Below are 18,032 nucleotides of genomic sequence, written 5' to 3'. Positions count from 1 at the left end.
ACTCAGCGGGTCAGCAGCAGACACCCGGCGATGGGCCCGCCCCCGACGGACACCGCGGCGACGTCGAGGGATTTCGTCACCTGACGCTCCCCGGCCTGGCGGCGCAGCTGGAGGCACACCTCGTGCAGCACCCAGTAGCCGTGCATTCGTCCTGCCGACAGCTGCCCGCCGTAGGTGTTGAGCGGCAACTGCCCGTCACGCCCGATCCGGCTGCCGCCCTCGACGAACGGTCCGCCCTCACCGTCCCCACAGAAGCCGAGGGCCTCCAGCCATGCGAGAGTGAGGAACGTGAAGCCGTCGTAGAGTTCGGCGATGTCCACATCCGTCGGGGTGAGATCGGTCCGGCTCCACAGCTGCGCCGCCGCTTCGGTCGCCGCCATCTTCGGGTAGTCGGCCCGCTGGGTCCATCCCCCGACCCCGCTCGCGCCGCCGATCGCGGCGAAACGTATCGCCGGGTTCGGCGCCGACGACTCGTGGTCTCGGTGGGAGACCACGACCGCGATCGAACCGTCCACCGGGACATCACAATCCAGTAGGCCGAAGGGTGTCGAGACGGTGCGGGCACCGAGGTAGTCGTCCATCGTCATCGGGTCACGGAACACCGCTGCCGGGTTGAGTGCCGCATTCGCGCGGGCGTTGAGCGCTATCGCACCCAATTGCTCGCGCGTGGTGCCGTATTCGTACATGTGCCGACGACAGTGCATCGCCAGCCAGTTGGCCGCGGAGTATGCGTCGGCAGCAAGGAGATAGGGTACGTCGCTCATCACCGGCCGGGGATCGCGACGAGGCCGGGGCTTGCCACCGGATCGCTCGGGCCGGTCGACGGTGCCGCCCATCATCTGGACCGTCCGATAGACCAGCACGTGTCGGGCCCGCCTCTCCCCGACCGCGATCGCGGCCTGCTGCACCGGCGCCAGCAGCCCCGCATCACCGTACGGACCGCCGAGTTTCTCCGGTTCGATGCCCAGCTGCTGCGCAGTCTCGGTGGCCGGCACGTCACCCAGGGTGAGGATCGCGTCGACGTCCGAGGGTTGCAACCCCGCGTCGGCGATCGCCGCCCGCACGCTCTGCATCGTCAGATCGATCCCCGGCGTACCGGTCTTGCGGCCGATGTCGGAGATGCCGATCCCCGAGATGATGGCGTCCTGTTCGGGATACGGGCTCATCGACGATCCCCTCCCGAGTCCGCACCGGTTCCGCTGTCGGTGGGGGTGAAGACGGGGACGAACAGCCCACCATCCGGTTCGTTCCGCGACGTGGCCGCTTCGAACGACACTTCGACGCGCATGCCGATCTTCACGTCGTCGGGTTCGCAACCGACCACGTTGCCGGGCACCCGAAGTCCTGCCTGGTCGTCGAGTTCGATCAGGGCGATCACATACGGAGTCGGGAGATCGGGACGGTAGCGCTGGACGTTGACCGTGAACGTGTAGACGGTGCCGGTTCCGCGGGTGTCACGAAACCCGACCGGACCGCCACACGTCGGGCACGTGTCGGCCGGCGGGAAGAACCACCGTCCGCACGACTCGCAGAAAGGCAGCCGCAGAACCCCGTCCGCACCCGCGGTCCAGTACGCGCGATCGTTGTCGACGACCGAGGGGATGCTCCGCAATCTCAGACCGTCCCCCGACGTCGGGCCGTCCGTCGTCACCGGTTGAGCGGATCGCGGGGCAGTCCGAGGATCCGCTCCGCGATCTGGTTGCGGGTGATCTCCGATGTGCCGCCGGCGATCGACATACCGCGTGCCGCCAGCACGAGCAGCCCGGCCATCTTCCCGGCACCCGAGAGGAAGGCGACGTCCGGACCGATGAGTTCGGCCGACAGCCGCGCCCGATCCCCGATGTGCTCGGCGAGGAGCAGTTTCGTCACGTTGCCCTCCGGCCCCGGCCCGGCGTCGGCGACCGAGCGGGCCACCCGACGCAGGTTCAGCAGGCGCAGCGCATCCTCGACTGCGAGGAACTCGCCGATCTTGACCGTCGAGCCCTCGACCCCGTCGGCGTAGCGCTCGGCGAGCTTGAGCATGTAGGTCGCGGCGCCCTCGCTGCCCGCGGTACCGCCGCCGATGCTGACGCGTTCGTTGCCCAGGGTCGCGCGGGCCACGGTCCAGCCGTCGTTGGGTTCGCCGACGACGTCGGCATCGGGCACGAAGACGTCGGTGAAGAAGACCTCGTTGAACTCGGCGCCACCGGTGATCTGGCGCAGCGGCCGGACCTCGACGCCGGGCGCGGACATGTCGATCAACACCGCGGTGATGCCCTTGTGCTTCGGGGCCTCCGGATCGGTACGCACCGTGGCCAGACCGCGTTTGCACAGGTGCGCACCGCTGGTCCAGACCTTCTGCCCGTTGATCTTCCAGCCGCCGTCGACCCGCGTCGCACGGGTCTTGACCGCCGCCGCGTCCGAGCCGGCGTCGGGCTCGGAGAACAGCTGGCACCAGATCTCGTCGCCGAGCAGGGCCGGCTTCACGAACCGGTCGATCTGATCCTGGGTTCCGTGCTGGATAAGGGTCAGTATCACCCAGCCGGTGATGCTGTACTCGGGACGCTTCACCCCTGCCGCCGCCAGCTCCTCCTCGATGACGAGCTGTTCGACGGCGTCGGCGGCGCGGCCCCACGGCTTGGGCCAGTGCGGCATCACGTAACCGGTTTCGATGAGCTTCTCGCGTTGTGCGGCTTCGTCTTCCGCCGCGGCGATCTCGGCGATGTCGGCACGTACGCGGACGCGGAGTTCCTCCGCCTCGGGCGGCAGGTCGAGGCTGTTGGCACGGGTCATCCCCGACGCCGCGAAGGTGAAGACGTCGCGGGCCGGTTCCTGTCCGCCGAACAACCCCTTGAGGACCGTTGCCCGACGTAGATGGAGATGCGCGTCGTGTTCCCACGTGAAGCCGATGCCGCCGTGGACTTGGATGTTGAGTTCGGCATTGGTCGAGTAGGCCGGCAGTGCCAGCGTCGCGGCGGATGCGGCGGTCAGGCCGAACGCCTCCACCCCCTCGTCGGCTGCGCGGGCGGCGTCCCACACGGCTGCGGTCGCGGCCTCGGCGCCGACGAGCATGTTCGCACAGTGGTGTTTGACCGCCTGAAACGATCCGATGGTCCGACCGAACTGCTCGCGGACCTTCGCATATGCGACTGCCGATTCCAGCGCGTCCTGTGCGCCGCCGACTGCCTCGGCGGCGGCCAGGGTCCACGCGAGAGCCAGTGCAGTCGAACCGAGCCCGGCGATCCGGGTGGCCGGGGTATCGGCCAGCGTCACCTTGCCCGAACGACGGGTCGGGTCCAGATTGGCCTTCGTCTCGACCTCGACCCCGCTCGCGGAGGACTCGACGAGGAACACGTCGTCGCCGTCGATGAGCAGGAGGATGTCGGCGAGCGGCGCACCGAGCACGGCGCCCACCGTGCCGGAGATGCTGTCGCCGGAGGCGTCGAGCGACGACGCGAGCCCCACGCCGGCGATGACCGATCCGTCGACCAGCACGGGAAGCCACCGACCGCGCAGCTGCTCGTCGGCATGACCGAGGACAGCCGAGGCGATGACGGTGGGCAGGAAGGGTCCCGGCGCCACAGCCCGGCCGAGTTCCTCCACGACGACGACGAGTTCGGCGATGCCGAATCCCGACCCGCCGTACTCCTCGGCGACATGCAAACCGAGCCAGCCGACGTCGGCGATCTCCGTCCAGAACGTGGGCCGCTGCTCCTCGGAGGCGTCGAAGAGGGTGCGGGCCTCGGCGCGCACCTTGCGCTCGATCGTGAAATCGCGGACCACCGAACCCAGTTCGACGTGGTCTTCGGTCAAGGCGATGCTCATTGCGGCTCCCGGTCTCGGTCTTGTTGTCTGTCGTCGGTGAGCGGCGGCCAGGTGCGTTCGTAGAGCGCACCCGAGGCGATCCGCATCAGGTAGTCATCGCGCTGGACCGATCGCCACATCTGTGCGACGTAGTCGCCGACATCGATCGTTCCCTCGATGGTGCGACGGGCCAGTTCGGCGCGACCGGTCTCGATGGTCGACGGCTCGTGCCCGAGAAGTGTTGCGAGTTCGGCACGTTCGTCGGTGTCGAGGTCGTCGCCGATCCGGTCGCATTCCTTGAGGTACTTCACCAGTCGCGCGGCTCCTTTGGTCCAGCGTGCGGCGAGTGGGTCGCCGGCCTGCTTGGCGGCGGCTCGCAGCACCTCGAGCGTCGCCTCGAAGACGTGCTGGTTTCCGTCGTCGCCTGGTTTCGGCGCGAAGTCGAGTCGGGACATGTCCAGTCCGGCAGCGTGTCCGAGCGCTTCGATCTGGAGTCGCCGGTGGAACATCCCGTAGATCATGCTGTTCCCGGCATCGGGGGAACCGACCACGAGAGCGCCCCGGCGATCGTCGGCACCGTCGTGGAACGTCGACATCTTGGCCTCGGCCAGCAGTCGGTAGTACCAGACCCGCTGGACGTCGATGGTGTTCCCGGTCAGCTTCTCGTACTCGGCGAGACGATCGGGGAAGTGCGTGAACGGGTCCTGAGCGCTGCGGAGCGAGAGCCACGCGATGTCGTCCATCGGGTCGCCGAGGTGTGCCAGTTCCCAGTCCACCACCGCGGTGACCGCGCCGTCGGCGTACATGAAGTTGCCGGGGCCGGTGTCGCCCTGCACCAGAACAGGTGGGCCGTCGTAGACGGGCTTGTTGCGTTCGAGCCAGTCGACGCAGAACGCGAGCAACGGTGCCGGCGCCGACTTACGTCCCATTCGCGTGCGGATGCCGGCGAGCTCGTCGTCGAGGTGTTCCGACACCGACTTCACCGGGCCGAGCGACGGGATGTCGAGGCCGCGCGGGTCGATGCGATGGATCGCGGCCAGCTTGCCGATGAAGTCGCGGGCGACGGCCACCTGCTCGTCGGCGTCCTTGATGAGGTAGAACCAGGTCTCGCCGCCGACCCGCTCGAGCAGGACTGCCTGCCGGGTCGGGTGGGCGGCTACGACGCGCGGCACGCAGGCGCCGGCACGGTTGAGGGCCGACATGATCTCGGCTTCCACCGGCAGCGGGTGGAACGCGCTGCCCTGCTTGGGTTCGCGAGGGTCGTACCGCAGGAACAGTTCGGCGCTGCTGTCCCCGGTGCCACCGTGGACGTCGACGAACCATGCCTGGCGACTCGCACCGCCGGGCACCTGCCGAGTGGTGATGTCCCGGGCGCCGGTCACGTCGACGATCCACGACCGCAACTCGTCGGGCAGCCCCTTCGGAGTCCGCTTCGACGGATCGGCGGTCTTTCTCTCCGGGGACGTCTTCTCGGTCGCCTCGACTGCCGTCATCGACCCTCCCGGCTGCGCGCGGCTGCCCGTTCCATCCAGGCGCGCACCGCAGCCTTGTGCTCGTCGGTCATACCCGATCTCACCATTTGTTCGCTCTCCAGCGGGAGCGCTTCGGACAAACTCATCTCGGCCGCGCGCAGCACGTTGCCCTTCGTCGCGGCCCAGGCCTGCCGGGGCCCCGCGGCGATCTTCGTCGCCCAGTCGAGCGCCGCCTCGGCAAACTCGGCGTCGGACACCACGCGGTTGACCAGGCCCCAGTCCCGGGCCTGCGGCGCGAACATCGGCTCACCGGAGATCAGGAACTCCATTGCCCGCGAGGGGCCCAACAGCCTTGTGAGGAACCAGGTTCCGCCGAAGTCGCCGGAGAACGCCAGGTCACCCCATCCAGCGACCAGCTTCGCCGACGACGCCGCGATCCGGAGGTCGGTCGAGAGGGCGATGGACAGGCCGGCCCCCACGGCAGCACCGGGAAGCGCGGCGACGGTGACCTTGGGCATGTCGTGCAGGAGCGTCGAGATCCGGGCGTTGTGGGTGAGCCCGGCCGCCCGCTCCTCCACGGTGCCGCCGGCGTTCTCGACCTTGCGGCGCACGTCCCCACCGGCACAGAACGTGGTGCCGGCGCCGGTGATCAGGACGCACCCGATCTCGGGGTTCGCGGCGAACTCCACCAGCAGACGCGGCACCGCCTCGTACATTCCCGGGTGCAGCGCATTGCGCCGCTCCGAGCGGTCGAGGATCACCAGACCGACGCGGTCGACGACCGACGCCGCGACGACCTCGGTTCCGGTGTCGATCACCCGTCCACCGCGTCGTGCGGCGAGTTCGGCGATCCCGGCCGTGCCGTTCACCGATGCGGTCACCGACCCGCCCGTCCTGAACCGGTGTCCCCCGAACCGCCGCTGTAGAGGAGTTCCCGATGGCGGCCCATCATCTCGATGGCGGTGCGCTCCAACGACTCCGACGGCTTCGGCAGGAGCACCGGGCCGTGCTCACGGCTGGGCAGCGCGACGGTTGCGGTCGCCGGTGCGGTGACCTCGCCGCGCTGATTGGTGGCGCGGAACTCGAGGTCGACGTGGCCGACACCGTCGACGACCCGTTTGCCGACGATCTCGCCGGTGATGATCTGGGTGTCGCCGATGTAGTTGAACTTGCGCATCTCGTCGTGCTGGCGGACCAGCCACCCGTCGTCGCCCATCCAGTCGGTGACGAAGTGGGTGAGCCAGCACTCTCGGGTCACGCCGTAGTCGTAGGCCATCGGGTTGCCGATGGACTGCGACCACTCGTTCTCCCAGTGGAGTCGCTGCGCAACGTCGGGGATGCCGGCCTGGTTCTTGATGTAGAACTTGGGCTTTCGTTGCCGGTTCTCGTAACCGAGCCGTCCGTGGGCGATCCCGTACGGCGCGAAACCGTAACCGCCGGAGTGAAAGCAGATGACATCGGTCAGGGTCAGCGGCCCCTTGGCCATCGGTCGCAGCTTCTCCCCGACCTCGACATCCTCGAACCAGCGCTTCTCCGCGCCACGAGGGCCTTCGGCCGCGTAGATCTCGTCGATCTCGGCGATCTGCTCATCGGTGTACGACGCCGGTTCGATGCTCATGTTCTTACCGCGTTCGCGCGACTTCTTGCGCTCGGTGGCGATGAGGATGACGCGGTCGATGGAGACGACCTCGGCACGCTGGTTGACGCGCACGGTACGCAGGACGCGGATCACCGAGCGACCGGCGAATTCGCTGGTCTTCTCCTCGATCGATTCGAGTCCGCCGAAGCCGTAGAGTTCGTCACCCGGCAGTATCGGGCGATACCACTCGGTGGTCTGCCCGGACACGAAGAGATGGACGCCGGAGAACAACCGCTTGGTGGCCTGGCGGATGTCCTCGGGGATCGGGTCGCCGAGCATCTTGCGGGACAATGCGATCGGCATCATCGGCGGCGCTATCTGACTGCCCCACCGTGTCCGGGCCCCGTAGGCGGCGTCGGTGTAGAGCGGGTTGTCGTCGCCGTAGGCGCGGGTGAAGTTCCGCAGCGCATCCGGCGTTGCGACGGAGTAGAACTCGTCGATGCTCTTCGGCGCCTCGAGGCCGAGAAGCAGTTTCGCCTTCTCGATGTCCTCGTCCTTGATCGGATGGTCGAAGGCGGCGTCGGCGGTTTTCGTGGAGGTCTGGGTCACCGGAGTCACCCACCCACGCGCATCGGCAACGACTTCAGGCCGCGCAGCGACAGCGTCGCCTTGAACCGCAGGTCGGTGTCGGGGACGGTCACCTCGAGGGAGGGGAACCGTTCGATCAGGGTGCGCAGGGCGACACGACCTTCGAGGCGGGCCAGGTGATGCCCGAGGCAGTAGTGGGCGCCGAAGGCGAAGGACATGTGCTTGTTCGGGAATCGGGCCAGGTCCAGCGATTCCGGATCGTCGTACACCTCCTTGTCGCGGTTGGCGGAGATGATCATGCCGACCACCTGGCTGCCCCGAGGGATGTGGGTGCCGGCGAACTCGAGGTCCTCGATCGCGATGCGTGGAGCGGCACACGCCACCGGCGTCGTGTAACGGAGCAACTCCTCGATGGCGGTGGGCCACAACGCCTCGTCGTCGCGGAGCGCCTCGAGCTGGTCGGGATTGCGCACCAGAGCCAATGCGCTGCTGCTGATCAGGTTCGACGTCGTGTCGTGGCCGGCCAACAGGAGCAGGAAGATCATGCCGAGGACTTCGCGATCGGTCAGGCGGTCGCCGTCCTCGCGGGCCTCGACGATCGCCGAGATCACGTTGTCGTCAGGATGGGCGCGTGCCTCGTCGGCGAGATGCTGGATGAACTTGAGCAGTTTGTTGGCGACGGGCATGCGGCGGATCATGCCGATCGGACCGCCACCCGAGTCCTCGGTCATCTTGTTGACCAGGTCATGGAACTCCGCGCGGTCGGCGTCGTTGACACCGAGCATCGAGGAGATCACCCGCAGCGGGAGTTCGACCGCGTAGTCGTCGACCAGGTCGACATCCTTCTTCCGGGCCAGCTCGTCGGCCAGTTGGTTCGCGATGTCGGTGACCTGATCGCTCATCCCCGCAACGAGTTTCGGGGTGAACGCCTTGTGGACGAGCGTGCGGAGACGTTTGTGTTCCGGGTCGTCCTTGAAGACCATCGTCTCGCTGAGCAACTTGAGGGTCTGCGGGAGCATCCAGTTGAAACGCGCCGCGCCGCCGTAGCGCATCGAATCGGTGGAGAAGCGTTCGTCGGTGTGCAGCGCCTGCACATCGGCGTGCCGGGTCACCATGTACCCGGTGCCGCGCACCATCATCGGGGCCTTGAGTCGGGAGACGGGCTCGTTCTCACGGAGGTAGGCATACCGCGGGTACGGGTTGTAGTACATCACCGGATCGGCCAGGTTGGTCACCGACATGGTCGGGGTTGCGACGCTGGTCATGGGATGTTCACCTTTCGTTGCCTGCTGTGGGCGGAAGACCGACCTCGCGGTCCGCCAGGTCAGTCCCGCCAGTTCCCGAGGTCGAAGGGAACGGTTGCCAGTCGGGCGGCCGCGGTCTCGAGCTCGGCGATCGTCCAACGCTCGTCGCCCGGCTTCTCGATGGAGTCGATGATCGCCCACGGCTGGAACAGCTTGACCTTGTTGCCCATGACGAAGAAGACCCGTCCGGTGATCGGACAGTTCTCGGTTCCCAGGTATCCCACGAACGGTGAGACGTTGGCGGGATCCATCGGCCCGGCCTGCTCGCCCTTCTCCGGATCGGGTACGCCGGCCAGACCGGCGGTGAGACGCGTCAGCGCGGCGGGGGCGATGGCGTTGACGCGGACGTCGTAGCGGGCGAGCTCGCCGGCGGCGATCATCGTCATCGCCGCGATCCCCATCTTGGCCGCGCCGTAGTTGACCTGGCCGGGCTGACCGAAGAGACCCGAGGTGGAACTGGTGTTGACGACCGCCCGTTTGACGCCCGGTTCGACCTTGGAGCGCCCGCGCCAGTAGGCGGCGGCGTGCTGCAGCGGAGCGAAATGCCCCTTGAGGTGGACATTGATGACCGCGTCCCACTCGTCCTCGGACATGTTGACGACGGTCCGGTCGCGCAGGATGCCGGCGTTGTTGACCAGGACGTGCAGGTCACCGAAGGTCTCGACGGCGGTGTTGATCAGCGACTCCGCCCCCTCCCAGGAGGCGACGTCGTCATGATTGGCGACCGCCTTGCCGCCGAGGGCCTGGATCTCCTCGACCACCCGCTGGGCCGCGGAGGCGTCTGCACCGCTGCCATCACGCGAGCCACCGAGATCGTTGACGACGACCTCCGCACCTTCGCGGGCGAACAGCAGCGCGTGTTCCCGCCCGATCCCGCGTCCCGCCCCGGTGATGATGGCCACGCGGCCGTCCAGACTCCCCATGCATCGCTCCCAGCATTCAGCTTCGCGCTTACGCCTAGTGATAGTACATTGAGTTACATGATTTATGCCACATTCGAGAATCCGCCCGCCGGTCCGGGCGGGGGCCGGGAGACGCACTGTGACTACTGATTTCGGCACTTCAGACACCACGACGACCCCGGATACCCTCACGACCATCGAGTACGAGGTCTCCGACGACCACGTCGCGACCATCACGCTCAACCGGCCGGAGGCCCTGAATTCGTTCAACGACGCGATGGCGGCGGAGATCGAATGGGCCTGGAAAACGATTCGCGACGACGCCGCCGTCCACGCCGTGGTGATCCAGGCCAACGGCGATCGCGCCTTCTCCACCGGAGCCGACATCAAGGGCGGGACTTCCTGGTTCGCCAAGGACAACGTGTGGAACACCTTCGATCCCGGCGTCTCACTGTCGCCGAAGATCCACCACCGTGTGTGGAAGCCGGTGGTCGCCGCCGTGCACGGCATGGCCGCCGGCGGGGCCCAGTACTTCCTCAACGAATCCGACATCATCATCGCCTCCGCCGACGCCGAGTTCTTCGACCCGCACGCCAACGGCGGCATCGTCTCGGCCCTCGAACCGATCGGCATGCTGAACCGCGGCGTCCCCCTCGGCGACGTCCTGCGGTGGGCACTCATGGGCACCGAGGAGCGGATCACGGCCGAGACCGCCCTGCGCCTGGGCCTGGTCACCGAGGTGGTGGATCGCGAGAACCTGCGGTCACGCGCCCACGAGATCGCCGCGTCGATCGCGGCCCGCAATCCGGTCGCGGTCCAGGGCACCGTACGCGCCATCTGGGAATCCCTCGACATGACCCGCACCGCCGCACTGCAGAACGGTATGGCGTACACCCACATCGGCAACCAACCCGCCGAGGTCCGGCGCGCCCAGCCCCGCCGGAACGATCCGCCCGCCTACCGGTGACGACGCCGCTGACCTCGATACGGACCTCGGGTAGCCCCTCGGGCCTACTCGGCCGGCGGAGAGCGATCGTCCCCCAGCCGCCGGTTGAGTAGGCGAGGAGCTTGCGACGAGCCGTATCGAAACCACCTGGTGACCTGAACAGACAACCGACCCAGCTATTTCACCCCCGCCGTCCGGCGGAGAATGACGGAGGTAGACGTGGAGCATCCGTGGGACCGCCGACTCGGCGTCTGGTGGATCGCTGAGGATCATCCCGACCAGCCGGCGATCGTGGCCTCCCCGAGCGGGCGCACGCTGACGTTCGGCGAGTTGACCGGGAGCGCCCATCGACTGGTACACGCCCTACGCGCGAACGGGTTGGGCGCCGGTGACATCGTCGCCTATGCGCTGCCCAATGACGTCGATCCGGTGATCTGGCAGCTGGCCTGCGCAGAGATGGGAATCCGTTATCTCGCACTGAATCCCGCGCTGTCGGCGGCCGAGTTCAGCGACATCCTCGAACACTCCGGCGCGGTGGCCGTGGCGGTCCATCCCGATTTCGCCGATCGGATGAGCGACGTCGGCAACACGGAGACCCTCGAGCTGGCGGTCGCCGTCGGCGGCGACATCCCGGGGTTCCTGCCGTACGAGGATCTGATCGCCGACCACCCGGACACCCTCCCGGCGGACCGGGTCCTCGGCGGTGCGATCTCCTATTCCTCGGGCACCACCGGTAAGCCCAAGGGTGTTCTGCGTCCACTTCCCGCGCTCGAACCGTCGGCGGCCGCGAACGCCATGTCCACTTTCGGCCGCGCGTTCCGGTTCCTGCCGTTCGACGGCGTCCACCTCGTGTCCACCGGGATGAATCACGGTGGCTGCCAGGGCTTCTATCTCGGCGCCCTGAACGTCGGCCAGGCATTGGCCATCGGGGCCAAGTTCGACCCCGAGGACACCCTGCGGATGATCGACGAGCATCGGGTGACCACGGCCTACATGGTGCCCACCCAGTTCGTCCGGTTGCTCCGCCTCCCCCAAGAGGTGCGCGACCGCTACGACCACTCGAGCCTGAAGGTCGTCGCCCACTCGGCCGCGCCGTGTCCGCTCGAGGTCAAGAAGCAGATGTTCGAGTGGTGGGGCCCGGTGATCTGGGAGACCTACGGCGGCATGGAGGGTGCGGCGACGATCGCCAAACCCCATCGCTGGCTGGAGAAGCCGGGCACGGTCGGTCGCGCGGTCGCGGGCATGGCCGTACGCATCCTCGACGACGACGGCAACGAACTCCCGGCCGGCGAGATCGGCAACGTCTACCTGGAGTCGGCGACCTCGACCTTCGAGTACCGCGGCGACCCGGAGACCACCAGGTCGGCTTTCCGCGGCCGGTCGTTCACCATCGGCGACATCGGCTATCTCGACGACGACGGCTACCTGTTCATCTGCGACCGGGCCAAGGACATGATCATCAGCGGCGGGGTGAACATCTACCCCGCGGAGATCGAGGGAGTGCTGTCGGCCCATCCCGCAGTCGCCGACGTCGCGGTCATCGGCATCCCCGATCCCGAATGGGGCGAACAGGTCAAAGCATTGGTGGTGACGGCGGATTCGGCGACCACCACCGATGACCTCGGCGCCGAGCTCATCGAATGGTGCAAGGACCGGCTCGCCCGCTACAAGTGCCCGCGCAGCGTCGAGTTCCGGGACACCCTGCCTCGCACCGAGACCGGGAAGATCCTCAAACGCACCCTCCGCGACGAGTTCTGGACCGCGAGCGGCCGGCACGTCTGACGGCACACCAGCACCACGAAAGGAACCCACTCCACATGACCGACACGTCCACCGCGGCACCCCCGGCGTCCTCCGACGCCTCGCCGGGCGCCGTACCGATCGTCGACTACCTCGTCCTCGGCGACCATCCCCACCTCATCGCGCACGAGTGCACGAAGTGTTCGGCGCGGTACTTCGACCACCGGAACGCCTGCGCATCGTGCTTCGGGACCGAGTTCGCCGACGTCGACGTCCCGACCACGGGGACCCTGCGCACCTACACGATCGTGTCCTTCGCAGCACCCGGTGTGCCGGTGCCGTTCGTCGCCGGCGTGATCGACTGTGGCGGAACGCACGTGCGGGGCAACGTCGTCAACACCGACCCGACGCCCGAGAACATCACCTTGGGCATGCCGTTGCGCCTGGCGACATACGTCGTCGGCACCGACGACAACGGCGTGGAGGCAACCGGTTTCGGATTCGAACCGGATACGTCCGGGAACGGGGAGGCGGTCTGATGGCGGAGAACGTGTGGATTCTCGGTATCTACATGACCAAGTTCGGCAAACACCTCGATCGCGACGTGGTCGATCTGGGCGCCGAGGCATCGCTGGCCGCGATCGCCGACGCCGGGATCACCATGTCGGACATCGACATGCTGGCGGCAGGCAACCTCATGGCACCGCCGGGCTTCGGTCAGGCGCTGCAGAAGCAGATCGGCCAGACCGGCATCCCCGTGTACAACGTCAGCAACGCGTGCGCGACCGGGGCCACCGCGCTGCGCACCGCGGTGATGGCCATCAAGGCCGGCGAGGCACGCTATGCCCTCGCGGTCGGCGTCGAGAAACTCGCCGGCGCGGGGCTCCTGGGCGGTCGGGCCAAACCGTCGCCAGGCAACGAATGGACACCTCAGGGCCGGTTCGGCGCAGTGACCGGCCTCGACGGACGCGTCGGTACCGAAGCGATGCCCGGCGTCTTCGCGCAGGTCGGGATGGAATACCTGCACGAAGTCGACTACACCGATGTCCCGCTCGACCTCTTCGCCCGCATCGCGGAGAAGAACCATGAGCATTCGACACTGAATCCGCTTGCGGCGTACACCAAGTCGATGTCGGCCGAGCAGATCAAGAACGACGTCATGATCGCCTACCCGAACACGCGGTCGATGTGTTCGGCGAACTGCGACGGCGCGGCCGCCGCCGTGCTGGTCAGCGACAGTGAGCTGGCAAAGCTGTCGCTCGAACAACGACGCCGCGCGGTCAAGATCTCGGCTTCGGTCCTGACCTCCGACCCCTGGCAGGAAGCCTGCCAGGTGTTGCCCGATGTCAACACCCTCACCCGCAATGCCGCGCAGAAGGCCTACGAGCTGGCCGGCATCGGCCCGTCGGATCTCGATCTGGTCGAGCTGCATGACTGTTTCGCCACCGCCGAACTCGTCCACTACGACAACCTCGGCCTGTGCGAACCCGGCAATGCGGTCGACTTCTTCGAGAGCGGTGCCACGTGGCGCACCGGCACGACCCCGGTCAACGTCTCCGGCGGCCTGGAATCGAAGGGACACCCGATCTCGGCCACCGGTATCGCCAACGTGTGGGAGGTCTGTCATCACCTGCGTGGCGAGGCCGGCGATCGCCAGATCGAGGGAGCACGAGTCGGTTTGGCGCATGTCATCGGTCTCGGTTCGGCCTGCGGAATCCACGTGCTGGAGCGATCCGCCGCCTGACCGGACTTCGACCGAAACTCCACTGCGGTCGGCTGACATGGTGTCTAATGAATCAAAAGAGTTAACCTTTTGATCGGAGGGCGGGAGCCACCATGTCAGCTCGACTCGCAGGAAAAGTAGCCTTCGTCACCGGTGTGGCGCGCGGTCAGGGCCGAAGCCACGCAGTGCGACTCGCCGAGGAAGGCGCCGACATCATCGGCGTCGACCTGCCCCGCCCGGTCGAGAACATGACCTATCCGCTCGCGTCGCAGGAAGACCTCGACGAGACAGTACGTCTGGTCGAGAAGACCGGACAGTCGATCGTCACGCGCGCAGCCGATGTCCGCGACCGCGCCGCACTCGACGAGGCGGTCGCCGCGGGCATCGAGGCCTTCGGTCATCTCGACATCGTCGTGGCCAACGCCGGCGTGTGCCCGCTCGGCCAGACACCGCCGAACACCTTCCTCGACGTCGTCGACGTCAACCTCGTCGGCCTTATCAACACCTTCAACGCCGCCTATCCGCACCTGGGCGACGGAGCGTCGCTGATCGGCATCGGTTCGGTCGCCGGACTCGTCCCGGGCTCCGTCGACAACCCGGCGACCGGCCCCGGCGGCGCCGGCTACGGCTACTCGAAGCGAGCCATCGCCCAACTCGTGCAGGACTTCTCGATCCTCGTCGCACCGCGCGGTATCCGCGTCAACGCGGTGCATCCGGCCAACTGCGACACCGACATGCTGCAGAACGACGCGATGTACCGGATGTTCCGTCCCGACCTGGAGTCCCCCACCAAGGACGATGCGTCCCTGTCCTTCCCGGTGATGAACGCCATCCCGGTGCCGTGGGTCGACCCGCTCGATGTCAGCAACGCGGTGGTGTACCTGGCCTCGGACGAGTCCCGCTATGTCACCGGCTCCCAGCTCAAGGTCGACGCGGGCGCGATCGCCAAGGCTGTTCCCCTCTGACCCTCACGGACGGGACAACCGAGACGGGGGCAGGCGAGGCGGGGACACCAGAGAGCGAGGGACCATGACCACACGGAACGCGCGCGGGACCGACGACGTCGCCGTCGATCCGGCGGACCGGCGATCGCCGAGATCGCACACCGGCGAGATCGCCTCGACCGTCGCGCAGGCCCTCGACCTCGCCGACGCCGGCAACGACGTGTTCATCGCGGCCCCGGCCAGCGCCGACGACCCGCGCGGGCTCTACGGCGGTCGCCTCACCGCGCAAGGGTTGCGCGCCGCGTCGCTCACCCTCCCCGACCATCGCCGGGCCCACTCGATGCACTGTTACTTCCTGGTCCCCGGCGACGCGACGAAGCCGATCACGTTCACGGTCACCCGAGAACGCGACGGTGGCCGGTACTCCGTACGACAAGTCGTCGCCAGTCAGGACGGGATCGACATCCTGCATCTCGCGGCGTCCTTCCAACGCGAACAGTCGGGCGCCGACTATCAGGCCGAGGACATGCCCGCCACGGTGTCCCCTGCCCAACTGGTCGCGGTCCCCCAGGATCCGCGCATGCTCGACCTCGACGTCCGCATCCCCGATGACGCCGACCAGTACCACCGCTGGCCGACACGTCTGTGGATTCGCATCACCGAACCCCTGGACCCCGACCCGACCAACCCCGACCCGAACCTCCACACGTGCGGCCTGGTGTTCATCTCCGACATGTGCACCGGCCTGTCGAAGGCCCCGATGGTCAAGGAGGTCGGCATCCTGCCCAGCATCGACCACACCGTGTGGATACACCGGGAGTGCGACCCCAACCGGTGGATGCTGATGGACCTGTCTCCCGAGTCCACCTCCGGCGGCCGCGGTATGTACACCGGCCGGATCTACGACGAGGACGCGGTGTTGCTCGCGAGCCTCGCCCAAGAGTCCCTCTTCCGAAACCGCGAGAAGCGCAACGGTTCCCACACTGGCAGCCGCAACGGCCACGCCAGCTGATCACCTCGCTCCCTGAGGTGCGAGGAGCGATAGCCGCCGGGCTGAGTAGCGACGAAGGAGCGTATCGAAGTCGACGAGCTGCCCTCGCTCCCTGAGGTGCGAGGAGCGCAAGCCGCCGGGCTGAGTAGCGACGAAGGAGCGTATCGAAGTCGACGAGCTGCCCTCGCTCCCTGAGGTGCGAGGAGCGCAAGCCGCCGGGCTGAGTAGCGACGAAGGAGCGTATCGAAGTCGACGAGCCACGAAGGGCCTGGTTACATCTCCTCGTCAACCGTCGCACCGCTCGGACTGCGCGCCACGAGAATTCTCGTCCCCGTGAGAGACCTTCGAGGGCAATATGCCCTCGAGCACCCCTGAGGGGGACGAGTTTTCGCGCTTGGTCGAGAAACGACGACCCAACCGCACGCCCTGAGGTGCAATGACCGCAAGCGCGATCGCCACCGCTTCCTGAGGTGCGAGGAGCGCAAGCACGACCGCCACCGCTCCCTGAGGTGCGAGGAGCGCAAGCACGACCGCTACCGCTCCCTGAGGTGCGAGGAGCGATAGCCGCCGGGCTGAGTAGCGACGAAGGGAGCGTATCGAAGTCGACGAGATGGTCCTATAGCTTGTCCAGTGCTCCGAGGTCGGTGGTGAGGTCTTTGAAGACTTCGCGGGCGACGTAGCGTTTGAGGCAGCGGATGATGTCTTTCTTCGTTTTGTGTTCGGCGGAACGGCGTTCGACGTAGGCGCGGGTGGGTGGATGGTTTTTCATCCGGCCGACCACGATCATGTGCAGGGCGCTGTTGGCTTGCCGGTCACCACCTCGGTTGAGTCGGTGACGATGGGTTTTGCCCGAGGAAGCCGGGAGTGGGGCGACGCCGACGAGTTTGGCGAAGGTCGCTTCGCTGCGCATCCGGTCGATGTTTTCCCCGACGGTGATGACCAGTCGGGCGGCGGTGACCGGCCCGATGTGCGGGCGTGCAAGCAGGGTGGGAACCATCGTGGTCAGCAGTGCGGTGAGCTCGCGGGTCAGGTCGGTGACTTCTCGTTGGGCCAACCGGTAGCGGGTGAGCAGGGAGCGGCCGGCCCGGACGAACGCTGCCGCCGGTGCCGACAGTTTCGCTTTCGGTGCGGGTGCGGGCAGTGCCTCGATGAGGGTGATGCGTTGGGCGGTGGTGGTCGCCGCCCGGCAGCGATCGGCCCACTCGGCAGGTGCGGTGGTGACCAGGTCACGGAGCTGGTTGCCGATGCGGGTGGCCTCATCGACGGCCGAAGCTCGTGCCACATACAGCATTCGGACTGATTCGACGATGCCGGTGGTGTCTTTGGCGATGGCCTCGGCTCGGCCGGTGAACACCGCCATTGCTGCGGCGTGGGCGTCGAGTTGGTCGGTTTTGCCGTGGGCGTAGCGGCGCGGCAGATCGGGGGTGTTGACGTCGATGACCGTGACATCGTGCGCGGTGAGAAGCCGGGTCAGGCCGGCGCCGTAGGAGGCGCTGGCCTCCACTCCGGCCTGGGTGATGGGGCCGAACGAGGTGGCCCACTGCCACAACTGGTGGTAGCCAGTGCTGGTGGCGGGGAACTCGTGATCGGCGAGCAGGCGGCCCTCGGCGGTGACGAGGGCGGCGTGGTGGCGGCGTTGATGGGTGTCGACGCCAAGTACTAGCGGTTGCGTGGTGTTCGTGGTTGGGGTCATCGTGGTGATGTCTCCTTCACTGATGTGTGGGATGACCTCACCGGGGCGGGTGGACAGGACAGTGAAGAGTCACGGCCCAGCAGCCAGACACGGTCCTAATCAGGTCACACCCGCCCCGGCCCTCACAGGTCAGGGTTTCGTAGATGACCGACCGCCGGGACGACAAATCTCGTCCAAGACAGCACCGTCAGCCACGAAGCAGGTCAGACCCAAACACGATCAATCACCCACAACCATTCTCACTGCCACGAAGGCCCGGTGACCCACTCTCGACTCAGCCCGCCACCTGCAGCCCCGCGTACCTCTCCGACATCGGAGCATCGAGTTCCCAGTCGGCGAAGTCGTACAGGTCGGTGGCCACCTCGGT

General features: G+C 67.3%; 15 protein-coding genes. 6 read left to right on the top strand and 9 right to left on the bottom strand.

The features are described from left to right. Positions 1-2: 2 nt before the first annotated feature. From LQD00_RS01960 to LQD00_RS01925, 8 genes are read right to left on the bottom strand one after another with little or no spacing between them, the layout of a single operon-like run. Positions 3-1,166, bottom strand: a complete 1,164-nt coding sequence (locus tag LQD00_RS01960) for a thiolase family protein (protein WP_232715446.1) — start codon at positions 1,164-1,166, stop codon at positions 3-5. Continuing rightward, entirely contained in the window at positions 1,163-1,651 is a 489-nt protein-coding gene (locus tag LQD00_RS01955; protein ID WP_232715445.1) for a Zn-ribbon domain-containing OB-fold protein, read from the bottom strand. Before LQD00_RS01955 ends, LQD00_RS01960 begins: the two co-directional genes overlap by 4 nt. Then, positions 1,648-3,804, bottom strand: a complete 2,157-nt coding sequence (locus LQD00_RS01950) for an acyl-CoA dehydrogenase (RefSeq protein WP_232715444.1) — start codon at positions 3,802-3,804, stop codon at positions 1,648-1,650. The genes LQD00_RS01955 and LQD00_RS01950 overlap by 4 nt, the downstream gene beginning before the upstream one ends. Next, the gene (locus LQD00_RS01945; RefSeq protein WP_232715443.1) at positions 3,801-5,276 is read right to left on the bottom strand and encodes a phosphotransferase family protein; all 1,476 of its coding nucleotides are present in this window, start codon (positions 5,274-5,276) and stop codon (positions 3,801-3,803) included. The genes LQD00_RS01950 and LQD00_RS01945 overlap by 4 nt, the downstream gene beginning before the upstream one ends. Then, positions 5,273-6,136, bottom strand: a complete 864-nt coding sequence (locus LQD00_RS01940; protein ID WP_232715442.1) for an enoyl-CoA hydratase/isomerase family protein — start codon at positions 6,134-6,136, stop codon at positions 5,273-5,275. The genes LQD00_RS01945 and LQD00_RS01940 overlap by 4 nt, the downstream gene beginning before the upstream one ends. Further along, complete coding sequence (locus tag LQD00_RS01935) at positions 6,133-7,443, bottom strand: FAS1-like dehydratase domain-containing protein (protein ID WP_232715441.1); 1,311 nt, start codon at positions 7,441-7,443, stop codon at positions 6,133-6,135. The genes LQD00_RS01940 and LQD00_RS01935 overlap by 4 nt, the downstream gene beginning before the upstream one ends. A gap of 5 nt (positions 7,444-7,448) precedes the next feature. Beyond that, positions 7,449-8,687 carry a cytochrome P450 family protein gene (locus LQD00_RS01930; RefSeq protein ID WP_232715440.1) on the bottom strand — a complete coding sequence of 413 codons (1,239 nt, stop codon included), beginning with the start codon at positions 8,685-8,687 and terminating at the stop codon, positions 7,449-7,451. 59 nt (positions 8,688-8,746) lie between these two features. Then, complete coding sequence (locus tag LQD00_RS01925; RefSeq protein WP_232715439.1) at positions 8,747-9,649, bottom strand: SDR family oxidoreductase; 903 nt, start codon at positions 9,647-9,649, stop codon at positions 8,747-8,749. Positions 9,650-9,767: 118 nt separating this feature from the next. On the opposite strand from LQD00_RS01925, the gene LQD00_RS01920 reads away from it, so the two are divergent. The 6 genes from LQD00_RS01920 to LQD00_RS01895 all read left to right on the top strand — a co-directional run bounded on the left by LQD00_RS01920 (position 9,768) and on the right by LQD00_RS01895 (position 15,993). Then, complete coding sequence (locus tag LQD00_RS01920) at positions 9,768-10,595, top strand: enoyl-CoA hydratase/isomerase family protein (protein WP_232715438.1); 828 nt, start codon at positions 9,768-9,770, stop codon at positions 10,593-10,595. 198 nt (positions 10,596-10,793) lie between these two features. Further along, positions 10,794-12,356 carry an AMP-binding protein gene (locus LQD00_RS01915; RefSeq protein WP_232715437.1) on the top strand — a complete coding sequence of 521 codons (1,563 nt, stop codon included), beginning with the start codon at positions 10,794-10,796 and terminating at the stop codon, positions 12,354-12,356. A gap of 35 nt (positions 12,357-12,391) precedes the next feature. Next, the gene (locus tag LQD00_RS01910; protein ID WP_232715436.1) at positions 12,392-12,853 is read left to right on the top strand and encodes a Zn-ribbon domain-containing OB-fold protein; all 462 of its coding nucleotides are present in this window, start codon (positions 12,392-12,394) and stop codon (positions 12,851-12,853) included. Then, entirely contained in the window at positions 12,853-14,058 is a 1,206-nt protein-coding gene (locus LQD00_RS01905) for a thiolase family protein (RefSeq protein WP_232715435.1), read from the top strand. The genes LQD00_RS01910 and LQD00_RS01905 overlap by 1 nt, the downstream gene beginning before the upstream one ends. A 92-nt stretch (positions 14,059-14,150) precedes the next feature. Beyond that, on the top strand, positions 14,151-15,002 hold the full coding sequence (locus LQD00_RS01900; protein WP_232715434.1) for a mycofactocin-coupled SDR family oxidoreductase: 852 nt from the start codon (positions 14,151-14,153) through the stop codon (positions 15,000-15,002). Positions 15,003-15,066: 64 nt separating this feature from the next. Beyond that, the gene (locus LQD00_RS01895; protein ID WP_232715433.1) at positions 15,067-15,993 is read left to right on the top strand and encodes an acyl-CoA thioesterase; all 927 of its coding nucleotides are present in this window, start codon (positions 15,067-15,069) and stop codon (positions 15,991-15,993) included. Positions 15,994-16,588: 595 nt separating this feature from the next. Here LQD00_RS01895 and LQD00_RS01890 read toward each other — a convergent pair. Further along, positions 16,589-17,665: an IS110 family RNA-guided transposase gene (locus LQD00_RS01890; protein ID WP_232715432.1), complete on the bottom strand. Its 1,077-nt coding sequence runs from the start codon at positions 17,663-17,665 to the stop codon at positions 16,589-16,591. Positions 17,666-18,032 lie beyond the last annotated feature (367 nt).

The sequence above is a fragment of the Gordonia metallireducens genome, assembly GCF_021245825.1.
Classification (GTDB): Bacteria; Actinomycetota; Actinomycetes; order Mycobacteriales; family Mycobacteriaceae; genus Gordonia; species Gordonia namibiensis.
The sequence above is the reverse complement of the archived record's forward strand: the minus strand, read 5'-3'. Positions and strand labels throughout refer to the sequence as shown.

Excerpts from the sequence above, each read along its gene's own strand:
- LQD00_RS01960 (WP_232715446.1), bottom strand. The coding sequence starts at position 1,166 with ATGAGCCCGTATCCCGAACAGGACGCCATCATCTCGGGGATCGGCATC.
- LQD00_RS01950 (WP_232715444.1), bottom strand. The coding sequence starts at position 3,804 with ATGAGCATCGCCTTGACCGAAGACCACGTCGAACTGGGTTCGGTGGTC.
- LQD00_RS01945 (WP_232715443.1), bottom strand. The coding sequence starts at position 5,276 with ATGACGGCAGTCGAGGCGACCGAGAAGACGTCCCCGGAGAGAAAGACC.
- LQD00_RS01930 (WP_232715440.1), bottom strand. The coding sequence starts at position 8,687 with ATGACCAGCGTCGCAACCCCGACCATGTCGGTGACCAACCTGGCCGAT.
- LQD00_RS01925 (WP_232715439.1), bottom strand. The coding sequence starts at position 9,649 with ATGGGGAGTCTGGACGGCCGCGTGGCCATCATCACCGGGGCGGGACGC.
- LQD00_RS01910 (WP_232715436.1), top strand. The coding sequence starts at position 12,392 with ATGACCGACACGTCCACCGCGGCACCCCCGGCGTCCTCCGACGCCTCG.
- LQD00_RS01905 (WP_232715435.1), top strand. The coding sequence starts at position 12,853 with ATGGCGGAGAACGTGTGGATTCTCGGTATCTACATGACCAAGTTCGGC.
- LQD00_RS01900 (WP_232715434.1), top strand. The coding sequence starts at position 14,151 with ATGTCAGCTCGACTCGCAGGAAAAGTAGCCTTCGTCACCGGTGTGGCG.
- LQD00_RS01895 (WP_232715433.1), top strand. The coding sequence starts at position 15,067 with ATGACCACACGGAACGCGCGCGGGACCGACGACGTCGCCGTCGATCCG.
- LQD00_RS01890 (WP_232715432.1), bottom strand. The coding sequence starts at position 17,665 with ATGACCCCAACCACGAACACCACGCAACCGCTAGTACTTGGCGTCGAC.